We start from the raw sequence: 17862 nt of genomic DNA, 5'->3' as shown, positions 1-17862 counted from the left end.
TTGCTTATCCTTATACGAGGCCAAGGGCGGTAATGGCCAGATCGATGGCTTTGATACCGATGAACGGCACGATGACGCCGCCGAGACCATAGATCAGAAGATTACGCGAAAGGAGAGCGCCTGCACCGACCGGCATATAGGTGACGCCTTTCAGCGAAAGCGGGATCAGGGCCACAATGATCAGGGCGTTGAAGATAATGGCCGACAAAATGGCACTCTGTGGGGTAGCCAATCCCATAATGTTGAGCGCGCCAAGTTGAGGGTAAAAGGCAAGAAACATCGCCGGAATAATTGCAAAATACTTGGCGATATCGTTGGCGATCGAGAAAGTGGTTAGTGCTCCCCGTGTCATCAGCAACTGCTTGCCGATCTCAACAATTTCGATGAGTTTCGTGGGATCACTGTCGAGATCGACCATATTGCCTGCTTCACGCGCGGCAATGGTGCCGGTGTTCATGGCCACGCCGACGTCGGCTTGAGCAAGGGCAGGGGCGTCGTTGGTGCCGTCGCCGCACATTGCGACAAGCTTGCCTTTGGCCTGTTCCTCGCGGATCAGTGAGAGCTTGTTTTCCGGTGTTGCCTGCGCAAGAAAATCGTCCACACCGGCTTCCGCGGCGATGGCTGCTGCTGTCATCGGGTTATCACCGGTAATCATGACTGTACGAATACCCATCCGGCGCAGTTCCGCGAAGCGTTCACGGATACCGCCTTTGACGATGTCCTTCAGGTGCACCACGCCGAGGAGATGGCCGTCTTTAGCGACAGCAAGCGGTGTCCCGCCCGCCTTGGCGATTGTATCAGCGACGGATCGCAGTTCCGATATTATCCTTTGATCAACACGGTTGCCGTGATCCACATAATCAAGCACCGCATCGACCGCACCTTTGCGGATAACGGAACCTTCAACGTCCACCCCGCTCATGCGACTTTGCGCTGTGAAAGGTACAAAATGGGCATGTAGCCCCTGCATGTCGCGCCCACGCAAGCCGTATTTTTCCTTGGCCAAAACGACGATAGAGCGGCCTTCCGGTGTTTCGTCGGCAAGCGAAGCCAGTTGTGCTGCGTCGGCCAGAGCCTGTTCAGTTACACCGCTGACAGGTACAAAAGCCGTGGCCTGACGGTTGCCGAGCGTAATCGTGCCGGTTTTGTCGAGAAGAAGCGTGTCGACGTCACCGGCAGCCTCGACCGCGCGGCCGGACATGGCGAGCACGTTGAAACGTACAAGCCGGTCCATGCCTGCAATGCCAATCGCAGAAAGCAAAGCGCCGATCGTGGTCGGGATCAGGGTGACGAAGAGTGCAACCAGAACTGTGACGGGAATATAGCCGCCTGCATAGGTCGCAAAGCTAGGGATCGCGACAACCGCCAGAACAAAAATCAGCGTCATACCGGCAAGCAGAATGTTGAGCGCGATCTCATTCGGTGTTTTCTGACGTTCGGCGCCTTCGACAAGGCTGATCATCTTGTCGATGAAGGTTGAGCCTTGCGCAGCTGTAATCCGAACCTTGATCCAGTCGGACAGAACCTGCGTTCCACCTGTCACGGCAGAGCGGTCCCCACCGGACTCGCGAATGACTGGTGCGGATTCCCCGGTGATGGCGGCTTCGTTGACGGAGGCCACGCCTTCGATAACTTCGCCATCGGAAGGAATGATATCATTGGCTTCAACCAGAACGACGTCTCCGACTTTCAAGCTGGTTCCCGGCACATTTTTCCAGTTTGGGCTTTCCGGACTATCCAATAGTTTTGCCTGCGTTTCTGTCCGCGTCCGACGCAGGGAATCCGCCTGTGCCTTTCCCCGTCCCTCGGCGACGGCTTCGGCAAAATTCGCGAACAAAACCGTGAACCACAGCCAGACGACGATCTGGAATGAAAAGCCGACATTGGGATTGCCCGCAGCCGCGTCTTTCAGCAGAAGCAATGTCGTGAGGAGTGAAACCACCGCAACCACAAACATTACCGGATTGCGTGCAAGGCTTCTGGGATTCAGCTTACAGAAAGCATCGCCAATGGCGGGTAGAAGGATGCGGGCATCAAGAATGCTCGCGGATTTAGACGGGCTCATAACAGAGGCTCCAGTAAATTTACGTTTCCGTTCGGAAAGCTCAGATCAATCCGGCAAGCTGAACCGCAAGAAGAAGGACGGTCGTTGCCAGAAGGATTGAGAGAATGCAGCTTGAAGGTTTCAGCATCAGAACATCTGTCCCTTGATCATCGCGAGGTGTTCGGCGACAGGGCCAAGCGCGAGTGCTGGAAAGAAGATCAGGCCACCAACCACGAGAATGACGCCGATCAACAGGCCGACGAAAAGCGGTCCGGTCGTAGGGAAGGTGCCAGCCGATTGCGGAGCCGCTTTCTTGACGACAAGCGAGCCGGCGATTGCCATCGCGGGAACGATCACGAGAAATCGGCCCATCAGCATGGCGAGACCGATGGTGATGTTGTACCAAGGCGTATTGCCAGAGAGTCCGCCAAAGGCTGAGCCGTTATTCGCTGTGCCCGAAGTATAGGCATAGAGGATTTCCGAGAAACCATGCGGGCCAGGGTTGGCGATGGAGGCCAGACCTGTCGGAAGGACTGAAGCGACCGCCGTAAAGCCCAGTATCGACAGGGGGAGACAGAGAACGGCGAGCATCGCCATTTTCACTTCTTTGGCTTCGATCTTCTTGCCCAGATATTCTGGAGTGCGCCCAACCATCAGCCCGGCCACGAAAATGGCGATGACGATGAATAGGAGAATGCCGTAGAAACCTGCGCCGACACCGCCAATAATGATTTCTCCTAGCATCATATTGATCATGGGGATCATTCCGCCGAGAGCCATCATGCTGTCATGCATGGCGATCACTGCCCCGCATGATGCAGCGGTTGTCACGACGGCAAAAAGCGCAGACATCGTAATGCCGAACCGTGTTTCCTTGCCCTCCATATTGCCGCCATCAATTCCAAGCGCATGGATGAGGGGATTGCCCGCGGCTTCCGCCCAGTAGCAGATAGCAACGCCTGCGACGAACAATATGCCCATCGCAACGAAAATCGCCCAACCTTGCCGTTCCTTGCCGACCACGCGTCCAAAGACATTCGTGAGGGAAGCGCCAAGGGCAAAGATAGCAACCATCTGGATCAGGTTGGAAATGGCGTCGGGGTTTTCGAAAGGATGCGCGGAATTGGCGTTGAAGAAGCCTCCGCCATTGGTGCCAAGCATCTTGATGGCAAGTTGCGACGCAACGGGCCCGAGCGCTATCACCTGTCGAGCACCTTCCAGCGTCGTTGCTTCGGCATAAGCGCCAATCGTTTGGGGCACGCCGAGGCTGACAAAAGCCAATGTAAGGAGAATGCACAAGGGCAATAGAATGTAGAGAGTGCAGCGCGTAAGGTCGGCCCAGAAATTTCCGAGCGTTTTCATGGATTTGCGTGAGAACGCGCGAATGAGCGCGATGGCGATGGCAACGCCGGTTGCCGCCGATACGAAATTCTGTACCGTTAGCCCTGCCATTTGCGTAAGGTAGGACAATGTGCTTTCCCCACCATAGTTCTGCCAGTTGGTGTTGGTGACAAAGCTTACGGTGGTGTTGAAGGCAAGGTCTGCTGGAACGTTGCTCATACCCATCGGATTAATGGGCAGGGAGCCTTGAAACCGCTGGAGCGCGTAAAGGAGCAAAAAGCCCGCCAGGTTGAATGAAAGCAAGGAAACTGTGTAGGTCGTCCAGTGCTGCTCTTCTCGTTCGCTTGTGCCTGCAAGCCGGTAAAGCGCGCGCTCCGCGGGAAGCAGGATAGGTGAAAGGAAAGTCCGTTCACCACTGAAGACGCGCGTCATGTAGCCGCCGAGCGGCTTGACGAGCAAAATAACGATCCCGCAAAAAACGAGGATCTGAATCCATCCATTAAGGGTCATAGTCTTTTCCGAGGACTGAATAGCTGCCGGTAACGCGGTGTTGACCAGAGACCGGCTTAGAACCGTTCCGGCCGTACGAGCGCGTAAAGGAGATAGGCGGCTATGAAGACAGCAACCAAAGCGCCAGCGATGTATTCGATTGGCATGGCCAGCCTCAAAGCTTTTCGCAGATGCGTAGATAGCCGAACAACAGGCCAAAAAAGCCAATTCCGATTGCAAGGACGGCGAAATCCGTAGTCATGCCTGAATTGCCCGAAAGGGCTCCCTGTTTCTTACCGGGATATTATGTTTCTGGGTGGCATAGGGTTTCGAGAGCAGGCTGGGGGCAAAAAAATAAAAAACTCATATATGAAATATAGTCAGTCAGGGCCTTTCGCCATCATCGTAGAGGTTATAGCGATGCTGCCGCTGCGGCCCGGCCCGCCGCCCGTCCGGAAAAGATACAGCCGCCGAGAAATGTCCCCTCAAGCGCGTTATAACCGTGATAGCCGCCGCCGCCAAACCCGGCGGCTTCTCCTGCCGCATACAGGCCGGGCACCTTTTCTCCAGCTGGATTGAGAACCTGTGCGTCCAAGTCGGTATGCAGCCCGCCAAGTGTCTTGCGCGTGAGAATGTGAAGCTTGACTGCAATCAGCGGGCCGTTGGTAGGCGACAACATGGGATGCAACGGAACGGCACGCGTAAGACGATCACCGATATAGGCCCTGGCATTTTGAATCGCCATGACCTGGGCATCCTTGGAGTATCGATTGATGATCTCCCGATCCCGCGCTTCGATCTGATCGCGAATATGGTCCGGATCGAGAAGCTGATGTCCCGTCAAACCATTCATCCTCGCAACAAGCTCGTCCAGCGTTCCCGCCGTAATGAAGTCAGCGCCATTGTCCAGAAATGCCTTCACTGGAGGCGGCGGTGCTTTACCAAGGCGGCTTTTAAGCAAGAGTTTCCAGTCCTTGCCCGTGAGATCCGGATTTTGTTCCGATCCGGACAGGGAGAATTCCTTGCGGATAATTTTCTCGGTCAGGATAAACCACGAATAATCGTAGCCTGTCGATAGAATATGCTTGAGCGTGCCCAGCGTGTCGAAACCGGGGAGATAGGGGGCAGGGAGGCGATCCCCCTTGGCGTCGAACCACATGGAAGACGGTCCCGGCAGAATGCGAATGCCATGGTTTGGCCAAATTGGGTCCCAGTTCCGCACGCCTTCCGTGTAGTGCCACATGCGGTCGGCATTGATGACGTGACCGCCTGCGGCTACCGCAATATCAATGCCTCGCCCGTCGACATGAGCAGGAACCCCCAATACTATTTCTTTTGGAGGATTGCCGAGCCTGTCACATGGCCATGCCTTTCGAACCTTTTCCGGGTTTCCGCCTATCCCGCCAGATGTGACGATTACGCAATCAGCAAAAAAGGAAAATTCTCCAACGGCATCGCGTGACGAAGACTGCCCCCGCTCAACGGTCGATGGTGCCAGCACTTCTCCATAAACACCGCTAATCCGTCCGCCGACTGTGGCTATGCCGTTGACTCTATGGCGGGTTTTCAGCGTTACGAGCCCTTTGCCGATTGCTTCGCGAAGCGAACGCTCGAACGGCGCTACAACGGCAGGTCCTGTTCCCCATGTGACGTGGAAACGCGGCACGGAATTGCCGTGGCCATCTGCTTTCGCGCCCCCGCGTTCTGCCCAACCCACAACAGGGAACCAGCGCATCCCCAAGCTATAAAGCCAGGACCGCATTTCTCCGGCCGCAAACGCCAGATAAGCTTCGGCCCAACGTTTGGGCCAATGATCTTCGGGACGGTCAAACTGGGCCGAGCCGAACCAATCCTGCCGCGCGAGATCAATACTGTCCTTGATGCCAAGACGACGCTGTTCGGGACTGTCGACCATAAACAGTCCGCCAAGTGACCAGAACGCCTGTCCGCCGATGGAGTTTTCGCCTTCCTGTTCCAGAAGAATGACTTTACGTCCGGCTGCAGCCAGTTCGTGAGCGGCGACAAGCCCTGCCAGTCCTGCTCCGATGATAATAACATCAGCATCAGCCATCCCCGCTCCCTCTCTCCCAAAGGCCCAGTATACGCATCGTGACCGAACGGGCGAGGTGTTGCAAGCAGGGCCGAATTTATTCAACCGAAGAAATAGGGCACGATCCAGTCAGCGATCAGCTTTAGAGAAAGTCCGAACAAGGTCAGCTGAACCAGCAAGAAAAACGGGCCGTCCGGCATGATCCGGGTCAGCTTGGCCCCGACAAAGGTACCCACTATTGCGGCGGGGATCAGCCAGAGACCGAGGGACGTGTCGAGATTTGAAAACTGCTGCAATTGCCAGTACGGGACGAGTTTAACGGCGTTGACGATGGCGAAAAGAATGGTTGAGGTGCCGGCGAATACCAGCTTCGGCAGGTGCTGCGGCAATACGTACATCTGAAACGGTGGAGCCCCGGAATGAGAGACAAAGCTGGTTAGACCGGTAAGTACACCCCAGAATACGCCACCGGGCACATCCGCCGTTCGTGCTTTCCGGCGATAGCGCGCACCGAACCATGCGTTGAAACAGAAAAGGATGCCAACCAACCCGACGAGCATTCCTGTGAATGTAGGCGACAGATACGCGCTGAACATCCATCCGATACCGACGCCGAGAACCGCCGCCGGGGTGAGGATTGCAAGGTTGCGAGCGGAAAAATGATGGCGATAAAGATAGAGCCCAAACATATCGCTGATGACATAGATCGGGAGGAGAAGCGCAGCCGCGGTGACTGGGGATATGACCAGCGCCATCAAAGGAACCGCGAGAGTGCCAACCGATGGCAAGCCGCCCTTCGAAAGCCCGACAAGAAATGCCGCAATGACTGCGATTGCGAGAAAGAGGGGCGTATGTTCGATCATATATTGGTGATGTCAAATTTTTGAGGGCGGTGAAAAACACCTCCGGTCACTGGACCGGAGGTGTTTTGTTTGGATATCACGCGTGGGCCCATTCCCAATAGAGAGCACGGGCACGTTTGGTCAGCGGTCCATATTCCAGCTTGCGATCATCGAAACCGATAATCGGAACAACCTTGCTCATATTGCCCGTGGAGAAGATTTCGTCTGCCTGGCGGAAGTCTTCAATTTTCAATACGGTTTCATGAACGGAAATGCCTGCGTTGCGCAACAGATTGATGACGCGCTGGCGAGTGATGCCATTGAGGAACGTGCCATTAGCGGCGGGAGTGAACACCTCGCCGCCGCGGACCATGAAAACGTTCGAGGTTGCAGTTTCTGCGACGTTGCCAAGCACGTCGGTCACCAAAGCGTTGTGAAAGCCTTTTGCCTTGGCTTCACGCAGCATGCGCGCATTGTTCGGATAGAGGCACGCAGCTTTGGCATTGACCGGCATGACTTCCATATAGGGTCGGCGGAACGACGTGGTGGTGATGGTGAAGCCCTTTGGCTCGACCATGGGGATCGCTTCAAGGCAGAGTGCAAAATCGGTTGACGAGGCAAGCGGAGCGACGGTGCTGGCGTCACCCTCTTCTGCCCAGTACATGGGACGGATATATACGTCTGTTCCCGGTGCGAATTTCTTCAGGCCTTCACGCGCCAGTGTTTCGATATCGTTGGTGGAAAGTGTAGGCTCCAATCCCAAAGCCCGGGCTGAATCATTGGCGCGGGCGCAATGACGATCGAGATCCGGCGTAACACCTTCAAACAAGCGTGCGCCATCAAATACCAGCGAACCAAGCCAGGTCGCTTGCGAGGCTGCACCGAGAATTCGCACATCCCCCTCACGCCATTCGCCCTTGTAATAGGTCCACATCGCCCGTTTGTCGGTCATCTTCCTCGTCCTTTGACAATATTCTTCTCATGCTTCAGCCCGCGCCAGACCGCCTCAAACACAGATCTTTGTCGGAAAATGCTCGGAGCGTCTCGATATGATTGAAAACGGATCGACGTCCTATGCACGCTTTCTAAGGTGCTGTTTCATCGACCCGGTGCGGGTGGTCTGTATGGTAGGAGGAGGCAACGCTGGAGACAAGCACGAACTTGTCAAGATTTGCCATCAAGATTGTTCGATCTTGTCTTCGACAAGCGCCGGAGTTGGCTCAGATGTGACGACAGCCGGAGGACCCTCCACACCGCGTTGTCTTTCGCGAATGAACGTGAAGAGTCCGGAAATAGTGATGAGAACAATGCCGATCATCATCGGCATGTCTATATGATCGTGGAAGACAAAATATCCGAAAAGGATCGCCCAGATCATCTGACTGTACTGCGGGGAAGCGATGGCACTAGCAGGTGCGCGCTGGGCTGCGAGCATCAACAGGATATTGGCTAGTGCAGCAAGGAGGCCATAGCCTGCAAGATAAACCCACTGCTCGGTGTTGGGCGCCTCGAAGGATGGAGCCATCAGAGCTCCGCAAATGATAATGGGGCCGATCAGCCCGCTTGTATAAAGCGATATGCGTTTTTCCTCTTTGCCCATGACGCGGAAGATGATGATGCTCATCGCGCCGCCCATGCCGGCGGCAAGTGCGCCCAGATGACCGATGGAAAGCTCCCGAAATCCCGGTCGAAGCACAATCAGGACGCCGACAAAGCCAATGAGGACTGCCGACCATCGCCTCCAGCCGACCTGCTCCTTTAGGAAAACCACTGATAGTATCGTCACATAGGCGGGCAGGAGGAAAATAAGCGCGAAAGCTTCTGCCATGGAAAGATGTGTGAATGCAGTAACGCTGCCTATGGTCCCCATGGCAGCTGTCACGGTCCGCAATAGCCACATCTGAATGTTGGCTGCGCGAAACATATCGAGCCAGACGTCGCCTGCTTTCTTCGTAAAGGGAATAGCGAGCAAACCCAGGACAGCGCCGAAAAACGCGACCTCATATGGTGACAGCGTGCCGTCGAGAAACTTGACGCAGGCGTCACTGATAGCGAACGCCGCATAGGACGCAAACGCGAGAAAAATACCGTAAAGCATGACGATGTCCGAAAGAAACGGGGGAGGTGTTCGTTCCTATCGCTCCCTTAATCGATTAGAAGCCTATTGGCAAAAGACATTTCTCAAATTCTGCATTTTAAGTCTATAAGCTGGCCATTGCTTGAAGGAGAAGTAAATTCGACCTTTTCAAGGTTTTGAGCTCAAGCAAAAACGCATGCCTCATTTGCAATCATATCCGTGGTGGAAATTTGGGCAAACGCCTATTTACCCATCATCCAAACGAGGAGAAAGCAAATGAACATTCGTCAGAAAGTACAGCAGTTCGTATCCCGCCGACGCGCTATCCGTGAACTCGGTGCAATGGACGACCATCTTCTTGCCGATATCGGTGTTTCGCGTTCGCAGATCCAAAGCGCAGTTTTCGGTAAGTAATAATTTATGGCGTGTCTCCCGAAAGATCGCCCCGTAATTGAAAATCTGATAAAATAACAAAGCGTCGGTCTCCAGTCCCGGCGCTTTTGTTTTAATTATTGCTTATTTATTATTTCCTTAATCTGAAGAGTTTTGGATGAGTTTCGTATAATGCATGACGGCGTGCTCGATCCGCTTGAATTTCTCTTTGGTCTATTCTTCTGTTAGCTCTCTCTAATGAGACATAATCCGTGCCATTTTGGGACAGATTGCAATTGCGTGTACCTCAATTTTCGATCAACTTTTACTTGCGGGGGGGCGAGCGATGAAGATGCGGTCTTTCCGTTGTAGCTGCGGTTGAACAGACAATCTTCATCGCTCCTATTTCATATCAATTTTCTATTGCCGACCCATGTTGTTATACCAAACTATTGCCAGTAATAATTTGGAATGCAGGAGTGTACGCAGATCTTCCTCTTGCATCATTGGGTGGTCTCAGGCTTATCTTGCCGCCCGATGATGCAGAGGAAGACTCAAAATGGACATTGTCTGGCGCGGAATTCTGATCGGGGTCGGTGCGACCATAGTAATGGATTTGTGGGCGCTTTTGCTTGCTGCAATACCCGGGCAGGCACCTCCGAACTGGGGACTTGTAGGCCGTTGGTTTTGGCATCTTCGGCGCGGACGAATTTTTCACGATGATATTTCCAGTTCGGCACCTTATAAGCACGAAGTAGCGCTCGGCTGGATCGGGCATTACGCAGTTGGCGTTCTTTATGGCGTGATCTTTGCCATTTATGGCGGTGCGGAATGGTTCGCTGAACCAGTATTTTTCCCGGTTTGGATTTTCGGTATACTGACCGTATCAGCTGGATGGTTTCTGTTGCAGCCGGGTCTGGGAATCGGTTGGGCGGCGTCCAAATTGCCAAATGCGCGCAACGTGCGGCTGTTCAATCTTATCGCGCATACATTCTTTGCTCTCGGCATGTACGGAACGGCTTTGCTTCTGCAAAACACATATCAAACAGTCAGTTAGAATTTTTGGAGCGGCATTCACGAATTGTCTTTTTTGAATCTGTTTCAAATATTTCCCGCAAATGAGTGACTGGCGCGCGGCGAAATCTCGGTCCACACTAAATCATGTCAACAAACGGGCATTCACGCGGCAGAACTGTGCTTTTGTCCGCGATGGGTGTATGGGGAACATGTCCGCCTGCAAATCTGCAGCGGCAGCAACATTATGGCAATCGCATAGGTTGCTTCGGCTCGATATAATTGCGAGGCGCAAAACGTTGCGCGTCGTGATTTGACGCGAGTTGAGGCGCTGAATTGACGGGCGCTTTGCCTTGGAGGGACGATGCTCGAAAAGCTGTTCAAATTGCAGGAACACGGCACTACGGCGAGAACGGAAATTATTGCCGGCGTGACGACCTTCCTGACGATGTCTTACATCATCTTCGTAAATCCGGATATTCTGTCCACCACAGGTATGGATCGAAACGCTGTTTTCGTTGCCACCTGTCTTGCGGCAGCGCTCGGCTCTATCATCATGGCGCTCGTTGCAAACTGGCCTATCGGCATGGCGCCGGGTATGGGGCTCAATGCCTTCTTTGCCTTCACTGTTGTTGGGGCGATGGGTTTTTCCTGGCAGCAGGCCCTCGGTGCGGTCTTCATTTCGGGTATCATCTTCCTGATCCTGACCGTTACAGGCGTGCGTCGCTGGCTGGTGGAAGGTATTCCACATTCGCTGCGAAGCGCGATTGCGGCCGGTATCGGTATGTTCCTGGCCTTAATCGGTCTGAAAACTGCGGGCGTCGTTGTCGGTAATCAGGCAACTTTGGTCAGCCTCGGCGATTTGACGAAGGCAGGACCGCTTTTGGCGATCGCGGGCTTCTTCATAATCGCTGTGCTGGACGCCCTTAAGGTTCGCGGTGCGATCCTCATCGGTATTCTCCTTGTCACGGTGGCATCTATCGCTCTTGGCATCAGCCAGTTCGGCGGTGTTTTCTCAGCGCCGCCAAGTCTTGCTCCGACCTTCCTTCAGCTCGATGTGATGGGCGCTCTGCATACGGGCATTCTGCATGTCATTCTCGTTTTTGTGCTGGTCGAAGTATTCGACGCCACAGGTACGCTGATCGGCGTCGCAAAGCGCGGCGGTCTAATTGAACCGGGCAAACCAAACCGTCTCGGACGCGCCCTGTTTGCCGACAGCACGGCAATCCTTGGTGGTTCGCTTCTTGGTACTTCGTCTACGACGGCCTATGTGGAAAGCGCATCCGGTGTTCAGGCGGGCGGTCGTACAGGACTGACCGCACTGGTTGTAGCACTTCTGTTTCTTGCGGCCTTGTTCATTTCGCCGCTCGCTGGTTCGGTTCCGGCTTATGCCACTGCACCGGCTCTGATCTACGTCGCTTGCCTGATGATGCGTGAACTGACCGAGATCGAATGGCAGGACGTGACGGAGGCTGCACCAGCTGCCCTGACAGCTTTGGCTATCCCGTTCACCTATTCGATTGCCAACGGTCTGGCCTTCGGTTTCATCAGCTATGTAATCCTCAAAGCCTTCACGGGCAAGGCACGTGACGTGCATCTGGCTACCTGGCTGGTCGCCGCGCTTTTCGTCATCCGCTTCGCCTTCTTTGCGGAGTAACAACAAGGCGCCGGGCCGAACCGGTCCGGCGCCGTTCTACAGCAATACCGGGAGGAACCAACTGTGCAGGCGAATGAACTGGAACTGCTTGAAAAGCTTATCGACGTTATCGAGCAGGATATCATTCCGCTGACTGAGCGAGGTGTTGCGGAAGGAAACAAGGTTTTCGGCGCGGCGCTGTTGCGCAAGTCAGATTTGTCTCTTGTTCTTGCTGAAACCAACAACGAGACAGAAAACCCGCTCTGGCACGGCGAAGTGCACACATTGAAGCGCTTCTATGAAATGCCGGAGAGTGGACGTCCTGATACGAAAGACATGGTGTTTCTGTCCACCCACGAACCATGCTCCATGTGCTTATCGGCTATTACTTGGAGCGGTTTCGATAATTTTTATTACCTTTTTAGTCATGAAGATTCACGGGATGCTTTCTCAATCCCGCATGATTTGAAGATTCTCAAGGAAGTTTTCACCCTGGAACCGGGTGGATACAACCGCGACAACGCTTTCTGGCATAGCCATTCGATCCCGAAAATGGTTGAATCCTTGCCGGACGCAGATCGTTTGCGCCTCCGCGATAGGCTCGAGGCGATTATTTCGAAGTATGACGAATTATCCGGCACTTATCAGGCGGGCAAAGACGGAAACGCGATTCCTCTCAATTGACGAGAAATCGTTTCTTATAGTCATATGCCTGAAATAGCCCCGTGCCAGAGGAGATGCGCGATACCGAAGAACCCGTTCGCGCATTTTTCATGTCTGACAGGACCAGCATCATGACCTCTGACCACATAATATCAGCGATTGGCTTTTGCACCCCAACGGGTGACGGCAATTTCAGCACGCTTGAAGGCGCAATTCGCAATATCGTCGAACTTGGTTCGGACGCTGTGGAATTGTCGCTTTACGGCGAGGAAATAATCTCGGGCGGCCGTCTCATTCCGCAGCGCGTGGATCGCCTCGTCAATATTACCAGACAGTTTGACACCCGTTACAGCGTCCATGGACAGATTGTTTCCAATTTCATGGATCGCGAACATCTCGCATATCAAAAGACCGTGGTGCGGGCGATGCTGGAACTTTGCAACCGTGTCGGAGCGGAAGTACTTGTTCATCACTCCGGCCACGCTGCAATGCCTGCGCTTTCTCGCATTCCCGACCTCGACAGCATGGAGAGAGATGCGCTCGCCGAAATGGCGGAGGTGGCAAAGTCTTACGGCGTTCGCATCGCGCTGGAAACATCTTCGCAATGAGCGATGCCGAGTATCGCCAGACACCGGCTAAGGTTGCCGAAACAGTAGCTGCGGTCAATCATCCTTCCGTTTGCGGACTGATCGATTTCAGCCATGCTTATATTGAGTGCAGCCGTCTGGGAATCGACTGGCGTCCGCAGATTCGTGACATGGCTCCTGTAACCGGGCATCTGCATGTGCATGACAGTTTTGGCCGTCCTTACACGATGACCAAATTCTATCATCCTGCCGAGGCAACTGCACTCGGCATTGGTGATCTGCATCTGCCGATCGGTTGGGGGGATATTCCTTGGGAAGAAATTTTCGATGAGCTAACCTTCTTGCCCGACACATTCCTGATCATGGAAATCGGCGAAGATCGTTTCAGCACCGAGCAAGCCGATAGCCTTGCGCGTGCTCGCAAGCTGGCCGAACGCGTCAACCGCCGGCGGGATGCCGCATGAGCGAAACGAAACAGGCCGCGTGATGCGCGCGGCCTGTCTCAGCGTCTAAATTGTTCTTACTTGCGAATTTCACTCAGCTGCTTTTGTACGGCATCGATGACGTCCTCGCCGATCTGAGACTTGTACTTGGCATAGATCGGCTGGGATTTTTCGAGCATGCGAGCGTGTTCTTCCGGCGAAAGCGTGTTTACTTCCAGACCCGCTTCCTTGATCTTTTCCAATGATTTTTGGTTCAGTTCACGAATGACCTTGCGCTCTACGTCTCGACCAACGACGGCGCATTCGCGCAGGGCGGCTTGTTCTTCCGGTGCGTATGTGTCGAAGATCGGTTTGGAATACAGGAATAGAAACGGCGTATATGCATGCTTGGTTTCTGTCACGTATTTCTGCACTTCGTAGAATTTCGAAGTATCGATGGTAACGTAAGGATTTTCCTGCGCGTCGATGGCCTTGGTTTCCAGCGCCGAGAAGATTTCACCGAAAGCCATTGGCGTGGCATTGGCCCCAAAATTCTGGAACGTGTCGAGGAAGATGTTGTTCTGCATCACGCGGACTTTCATGCCGCTGAAATCTTCCCATTTGTTGACCGGATGTTTTGAGTTTGAAAGGTTGCGGAAGCCGTTTTCCCAATAAGCAAGATTGACGAGACCTACGGCCGCGAGCTTTTCATCCATCATTTTGCCGAAGGGGCCGTCGACGACGGCATCTGCCTCTTCATCGTTTGCGAAGAGAAATGGCAGGTCGAAAACGCCAAGCGCTGGAACTATTCCGACGAGTGGTGACGACGAGGTTACCACGCCTTCCTGCACACCGGAACGCAGCGCCTGCGTTGCCTGCAAATCGCCTCCCAAAGCTCCACCCCAGAACGCGGTTATCTTCATCTTGCCGCCGGACTTTTCAGCAAGGCACTCATTCATTGCCTTGATGCCGTTCCCGACTGGATGATCCTCGTTGATGCCATTGGACACGCGGATGTTGCGCTCCTGAAATTCGGCAAATGCCGGTGCCGTTAGCGCACCCGCCATGAGGGCGGTTGTTGCCAGCATAATCAGTTTCTTCATTGAACTCTCCTCCCAGAGTTGGTGTTGAACCTGGAGCGGTTCCGGTTAAAACCGAGGCGCCGGAGCCGCTCTAACCTTTTGTTTTATCGCATTATCCAACGCGAAACCGCTTCGCACTTTTGTTGGAAATGCTCTAGTGAAGCCAGTTCATGGGTACCAGTACGAGACTTGGGAACAGAACCAGCAGAAGCAGTACGATCACCTGCGAAATCAGAAATGGATTGACGCCGGCGACCACTTTTCCAAGCGGCACCTTTGAGACACCGCTCACCACATTCAGCACGACGCCGACCGGCGGCGTGATAAGCCCGATGCTGTTATTCATGATGAAGAGAACACCGAAATAGGCGGGGTCAATCCCAGCCTGTTTGACAATCGGCATCAGAACTGGCGTCAGGATGAGGATCGTCGGCGTAAGGTCCAGTGCCGTTCCGACGATGAGCACCAGAATCATGATCGCAAACATCAATAGCTTCGGGCTATCGATCAGAGGCGCGATGTAACTGCTGATTTCGGCCGGAATATTTGCGGCCGTTATCAACCAGGACGACACCAGAGCCGACGCGACGAGAAACATGATGACGGACGTCGTTTTTGCAGCCCGCAAGAAGACGCCGTATAGATCGACAATCTTCAGTTCCCGATAGATGAACATGCCAACAAAAAGCGCATAGGCTGCGGCCACCACGGCCGCTTCTGTCGGCGTCATGACGCCCATACGGATGCCGCCAAGAATGATCACTGGCATGCCGAGCGCCCAGAGTGCACGCCCGGTCGCCTGCAGCCGGTCTTTGCCGGACTGCTTGGGAAGCACTTTGAGGTTGTCTTTTCTGACGACGATTTGCCAGGTGATGAGCAGCGCGATGCCCATCATCAGACCGGGCACAATCCCCGCCATGAATAGCTGCGTTATCGATACGTTGGCAGCAACCCCAAATACGATCATGGCCATTGATGGCGGGATGACCGGAGCGATGATGCCGCCGGCTGCCATCAGTCCCGCAGAACGGGGGATGTTGTAGCCCGCTTTCGCCATCATGGGGACCAGAATGGTTGCCAGTGCTGCAGTGTCGGCAGCAGCCGACCCTGATACGCTGGCCATGATGATGGCCGCGAGAATAGCGACGACGCCGAGACCGCCGCGAATATGGCCAACGCAGGCGATGGCGAAATCAATGATGCGGCGCGACAAGCCGCCAGAATTCATAAGCTCACCAGCCAGAATGAAAAAGGGGATTGCCAGAAGGGTGAAAGAGTCCACGCCAGCAATCATATTCTGGGCGATGATCTGCGTATTGAACATTCCCATGTACCACATGAGAACGACACCACAGAACATAAGGGAGAAGGCGATCGGAACGCCGATAGCCATGGCGCTGAGGAGCGATCCGACAAATACTACAAGCGTCATGTCGTCTACTCCATCAGATGGTCGAGCGAGTGTTCGCCCGCAAAGGTGGCAATTTCCTCATCGGTCAGACGACCGGTGACAGCACGCAGGAAGCGTTCGGCGGCAATGATGAACATAGCACCGCCCGTAAACAGTCCGACGCCATAAACCCAGATCATTGAGAGACCCGTGACAGGCGCAACCATGCTGGCGTTGATATCGAACTGCTTCCAGGTGCCCCAAAAGAAAATTCCGGAACAGAGCAAAACAATCAGGTAACTGATCGCCATGCATGTAACGCGCCCCTGCCGTCCGAAGCGGGCAACGAGCGACTCGATGCCCAGATGGCTGTTTTCGCGGAAGGTGAGGACTGCGCCAAGAAAAGACACCCAGACGAAGAAATAGCGCGCAAGTTCTTCCGATACGGTCAGTCCAGAATTTGCGGCATAGCGCAAAATCACGTTGACGAAGACCATGATAGCCATGCCGGCAAGGAGGAAGACGAGAATTGCGCCAAGTAACTTGTAGAAGAAGTCTATGGCTTTCGTCATCTATCCGCCCTCAGACTTTATCGAGCAAATTGCGCGCTTGCAGGTTCTGGATCAGCGCCCTGATACCGAATGTCCATTCAGGACATTTGTCGGTCCGATCGACCCAGTTGATGAGACGCCCGAGCTTCGGCGTGGAAATTTCCACGCGGTCGCCGACTTCGTGGGTGAAGCCCTGTCCGGCGCCACGACGATCCTTCACGGGCGCGAACATGGTGCCGAGAAACAATACGGCGCCGTCTGGATACTGATGATTGCGGTTCATCATCTGTGATGCAAGATTTTCAGGATCGCGGCTGATCGCTTCCATCGGGCTTTCGCCGGTCATTTCGAAACCATCTGCGCCATGAACTGTCAGCGACAGCTTGAGCTTGCGCAATACGTCCATGGTGAATTGACTGTCGAACAGTCGAATAAACGGGCCGATAGCGCAGGAGGCATTATTATCTTTAGCCTTGCCGAGCAGCAGAGCCGACCGACCTTCCACGTCTCGAAGATTGACGTCATTGCCAAGAGTTGCACCGACGATGCGTCCATCCGAGGCGACTACCAAGACCACCTCGGGTTCCGGGTTGTTCCATTGGGAAATGGGCAGAATGCCGACAGTTGCACCGCACCCGACGGCCGACATCGGCTGCGATTTGGTGAAGATTTCCGCGTCGGGTCCAATACCCACTTCCAGATATTGTGACCAAAGGCCCATTTCCTGAAGAAGCGCCTTGACCTCTGCAGCCTTTTCAGAGCCAGCCACCACACCGCGCAAATTGTCGCCAATAACCGGCGCCAGACGTTCGCGAATTTCACGGGCCCGGGAGGGATCGCCTTTAGCCTGTTCCTCAATCACGCGTTCCAGCATGCTGTCAGCAAAGGTAACGCCTGCTGCCTTGATGGATTGCAGATCTATGGGCGCCAACAACTGCCCACTTTCACCGGAAAGAAAATCGTTGAGAGAACCAAGGCTTGGAAAGCTATCAGTATTTTCCAATTCACTTATCAGCGAATTGCGCTCCAGAAGACCCGAAACCGTGGCGGACAAGCCGGACAGATCGTGCACATGGCCGTTTTTTACCAATACAGGACAAGGACCGTTTTCTGCCTTCGACCAAACGCGGCCTATCAAAATTGCAGAATGGCTGTCTTCAGGCAGAATCGCCGATGCTTGCAGTTCACGCTTGTCTTGCACAGATATCCTCCCAATGTATGACCGTTTCCCACGGGTCATATGTTGTCAGGATGCCTGACAACAATAGTACTATTATTAGCAGTCCAGAATTGAGTCCAGCC

Annotated in this window: 15 protein-coding genes and 1 pseudogene; 5 read left to right on the top strand and 11 right to left on the bottom strand. The window is 54.1% G+C overall.

Annotated features, from left to right (window positions below):
• Positions 1 to 10: 10 nt before the first annotated feature.
• The 7 genes from kdpB to F9K78_RS02945 all read right to left on the bottom strand — a co-directional run bounded on the left by kdpB (position 11) and on the right by F9K78_RS02945 (position 8864).
• Positions 11 to 2065, bottom strand: coding sequence for a potassium-transporting ATPase subunit KdpB (kdpB, locus tag F9K78_RS02975; protein ID WP_121985323.1), 2055 nt, complete (start codon positions 2063 to 2065; stop codon positions 11 to 13).
• Between the two features lie 126 nt (positions 2066 to 2191).
• The gene (gene kdpA / locus F9K78_RS02970; protein ID WP_121985324.1) at positions 2192 to 3895 is read right to left on the bottom strand and encodes a potassium-transporting ATPase subunit KdpA; all 1704 of its coding nucleotides are present in this window, start codon (positions 3893 to 3895) and stop codon (positions 2192 to 2194) included.
• Between the two features lie 56 nt (positions 3896 to 3951).
• Positions 3952 to 4041: a K(+)-transporting ATPase subunit F gene (kdpF, locus tag F9K78_RS02965; protein WP_121983050.1), complete on the bottom strand. Its 90-nt coding sequence runs from the start codon at positions 4039 to 4041 to the stop codon at positions 3952 to 3954.
• Between the two features lie 245 nt (positions 4042 to 4286).
• Positions 4287 to 5945 carry an FAD-binding dehydrogenase gene (locus F9K78_RS02960; RefSeq protein WP_121985325.1) on the bottom strand — a complete coding sequence of 553 codons (1659 nt, stop codon included), beginning with the start codon at positions 5943 to 5945 and terminating at the stop codon, positions 4287 to 4289.
• A gap of 80 nt (positions 5946 to 6025) precedes the next feature.
• Positions 6026 to 6787, bottom strand: a complete 762-nt coding sequence (locus tag F9K78_RS02955) for a sulfite exporter TauE/SafE family protein (protein WP_121985326.1) — start codon at positions 6785 to 6787, stop codon at positions 6026 to 6028.
• Positions 6788 to 6863: 76 nt separating this feature from the next.
• On the bottom strand, positions 6864 to 7718 hold the full coding sequence (locus F9K78_RS02950) for a branched-chain amino acid aminotransferase (RefSeq protein WP_121983007.1): 855 nt from the start codon (positions 7716 to 7718) through the stop codon (positions 6864 to 6866).
• A gap of 225 nt (positions 7719 to 7943) precedes the next feature.
• On the bottom strand, positions 7944 to 8864 hold the full coding sequence (locus F9K78_RS02945; protein ID WP_121985327.1) for a DMT family transporter: 921 nt from the start codon (positions 8862 to 8864) through the stop codon (positions 7944 to 7946).
• A gap of 255 nt (positions 8865 to 9119) precedes the next feature.
• Here F9K78_RS02945 and F9K78_RS02935 point away from each other — a divergent pair, with 255 nt between their 5' ends.
• The 5 genes and pseudogenes from F9K78_RS02935 (at position 9120) to F9K78_RS02915 (ending at position 13579) form a co-directional block, all read left to right on the top strand.
• Positions 9120 to 9257: a DUF1127 domain-containing protein gene (locus F9K78_RS02935; RefSeq protein ID WP_006471330.1), complete on the top strand. Its 138-nt coding sequence runs from the start codon at positions 9120 to 9122 to the stop codon at positions 9255 to 9257.
• Between the two features lie 517 nt (positions 9258 to 9774).
• Positions 9775 to 10272, top strand: a complete 498-nt coding sequence (locus F9K78_RS02930; RefSeq protein WP_121981419.1) for a DUF2938 domain-containing protein — start codon at positions 9775 to 9777, stop codon at positions 10270 to 10272.
• 321 nt (positions 10273 to 10593) lie between these two features.
• Positions 10594 to 11886, top strand: coding sequence for an NCS2 family permease (locus F9K78_RS02925; protein WP_121985328.1), 1293 nt, complete (start codon positions 10594 to 10596; stop codon positions 11884 to 11886).
• A gap of 63 nt (positions 11887 to 11949) precedes the next feature.
• Positions 11950 to 12549, top strand: a complete 600-nt coding sequence (locus F9K78_RS02920; RefSeq protein WP_121985329.1) for a nucleoside deaminase — start codon at positions 11950 to 11952, stop codon at positions 12547 to 12549.
• 110 nt (positions 12550 to 12659) lie between these two features.
• A pseudogene (locus F9K78_RS02915) lies at positions 12660 to 13579 on the top strand (sugar phosphate isomerase/epimerase family protein).
• 56 nt (positions 13580 to 13635) lie between these two features.
• Here the strand turns inward: F9K78_RS02915 and F9K78_RS02910 are convergent.
• The 4 genes from F9K78_RS02910 to F9K78_RS02895 all read right to left on the bottom strand — a co-directional run bounded on the left by F9K78_RS02910 (position 13636) and on the right by F9K78_RS02895 (position 17761).
• Positions 13636 to 14640 (bottom strand): TRAP transporter substrate-binding protein, encoded by a 1005-nt coding sequence (locus tag F9K78_RS02910; RefSeq protein WP_121981422.1) that lies wholly within the window; start codon positions 14638 to 14640, stop codon positions 13636 to 13638.
• Positions 14641 to 14773: 133 nt separating this feature from the next.
• Positions 14774 to 16051 carry a TRAP transporter large permease gene (locus F9K78_RS02905; RefSeq protein ID WP_121981423.1) on the bottom strand — a complete coding sequence of 426 codons (1278 nt, stop codon included), beginning with the start codon at positions 16049 to 16051 and terminating at the stop codon, positions 14774 to 14776.
• Positions 16052 to 16056: 5 nt separating this feature from the next.
• Positions 16057 to 16581, bottom strand: coding sequence for a TRAP transporter small permease (locus F9K78_RS02900; RefSeq protein WP_121985330.1), 525 nt, complete (start codon positions 16579 to 16581; stop codon positions 16057 to 16059).
• A 10-nt stretch (positions 16582 to 16591) separates the two neighbouring features.
• Entirely contained in the window at positions 16592 to 17761 is a 1170-nt protein-coding gene (locus F9K78_RS02895) for a fumarylacetoacetate hydrolase family protein (protein ID WP_121985331.1), read from the bottom strand.
• Between the last annotated feature and the right edge of the window lie 101 nt (positions 17762 to 17862).

The sequence above is a fragment of the Brucella pseudintermedia genome (genome assembly GCF_008932435.1).
In the GTDB taxonomy this organism is placed as follows: domain Bacteria; phylum Pseudomonadota; class Alphaproteobacteria; order Rhizobiales; family Rhizobiaceae; genus Brucella; species Brucella pseudintermedia.
Note: the sequence above shows the minus strand (reverse complement) of the source record. Positions and strands in the feature narration are given on the sequence as shown.

What these genes read in the sequence shown, in the direction of transcription:
- kdpB (WP_121985323.1), bottom strand. Translation starts at nt 2,065, where the DNA reads ATGAGCCCGTCTAAATCCGCGAGCATTCTTGATGCCCGCATCCTTCTA.
- kdpA (WP_121985324.1), bottom strand. Translation starts at nt 3,895, where the DNA reads ATGACCCTTAATGGATGGATTCAGATCCTCGTTTTTTGCGGGATCGTT.
- kdpF (WP_121983050.1), bottom strand. Translation starts at nt 4,041, where the DNA reads ATGCCAATCGAATACATCGCTGGCGCTTTGGTTGCTGTCTTCATAGCC.
- F9K78_RS02960 (WP_121985325.1), bottom strand. Translation starts at nt 5,945, where the DNA reads ATGGCTGATGCTGATGTTATTATCATCGGAGCAGGACTGGCAGGGCTT.
- F9K78_RS02955 (WP_121985326.1), bottom strand. Translation starts at nt 6,787, where the DNA reads ATGATCGAACATACGCCCCTCTTTCTCGCAATCGCAGTCATTGCGGCA.
- F9K78_RS02950 (WP_121983007.1), bottom strand. Translation starts at nt 7,718, where the DNA reads ATGACCGACAAACGGGCGATGTGGACCTATTACAAGGGCGAATGGCGT.
- F9K78_RS02945 (WP_121985327.1), bottom strand. Translation starts at nt 8,864, where the DNA reads ATGCTTTACGGTATTTTTCTCGCGTTTGCGTCCTATGCGGCGTTCGCT.
- F9K78_RS02935 (WP_006471330.1), top strand. Translation starts at nt 9,120, where the DNA reads ATGAACATTCGTCAGAAAGTACAGCAGTTCGTATCCCGCCGACGCGCT.
- F9K78_RS02930 (WP_121981419.1), top strand. Translation starts at nt 9,775, where the DNA reads ATGGACATTGTCTGGCGCGGAATTCTGATCGGGGTCGGTGCGACCATA.
- F9K78_RS02925 (WP_121985328.1), top strand. Translation starts at nt 10,594, where the DNA reads ATGCTCGAAAAGCTGTTCAAATTGCAGGAACACGGCACTACGGCGAGA.
- F9K78_RS02910 (WP_121981422.1), bottom strand. Translation starts at nt 14,640, where the DNA reads ATGAAGAAACTGATTATGCTGGCAACAACCGCCCTCATGGCGGGTGCG.
- F9K78_RS02905 (WP_121981423.1), bottom strand. Translation starts at nt 16,051, where the DNA reads ATGACGCTTGTAGTATTTGTCGGATCGCTCCTCAGCGCCATGGCTATC.
- F9K78_RS02900 (WP_121985330.1), bottom strand. Translation starts at nt 16,581, where the DNA reads ATGACGAAAGCCATAGACTTCTTCTACAAGTTACTTGGCGCAATTCTC.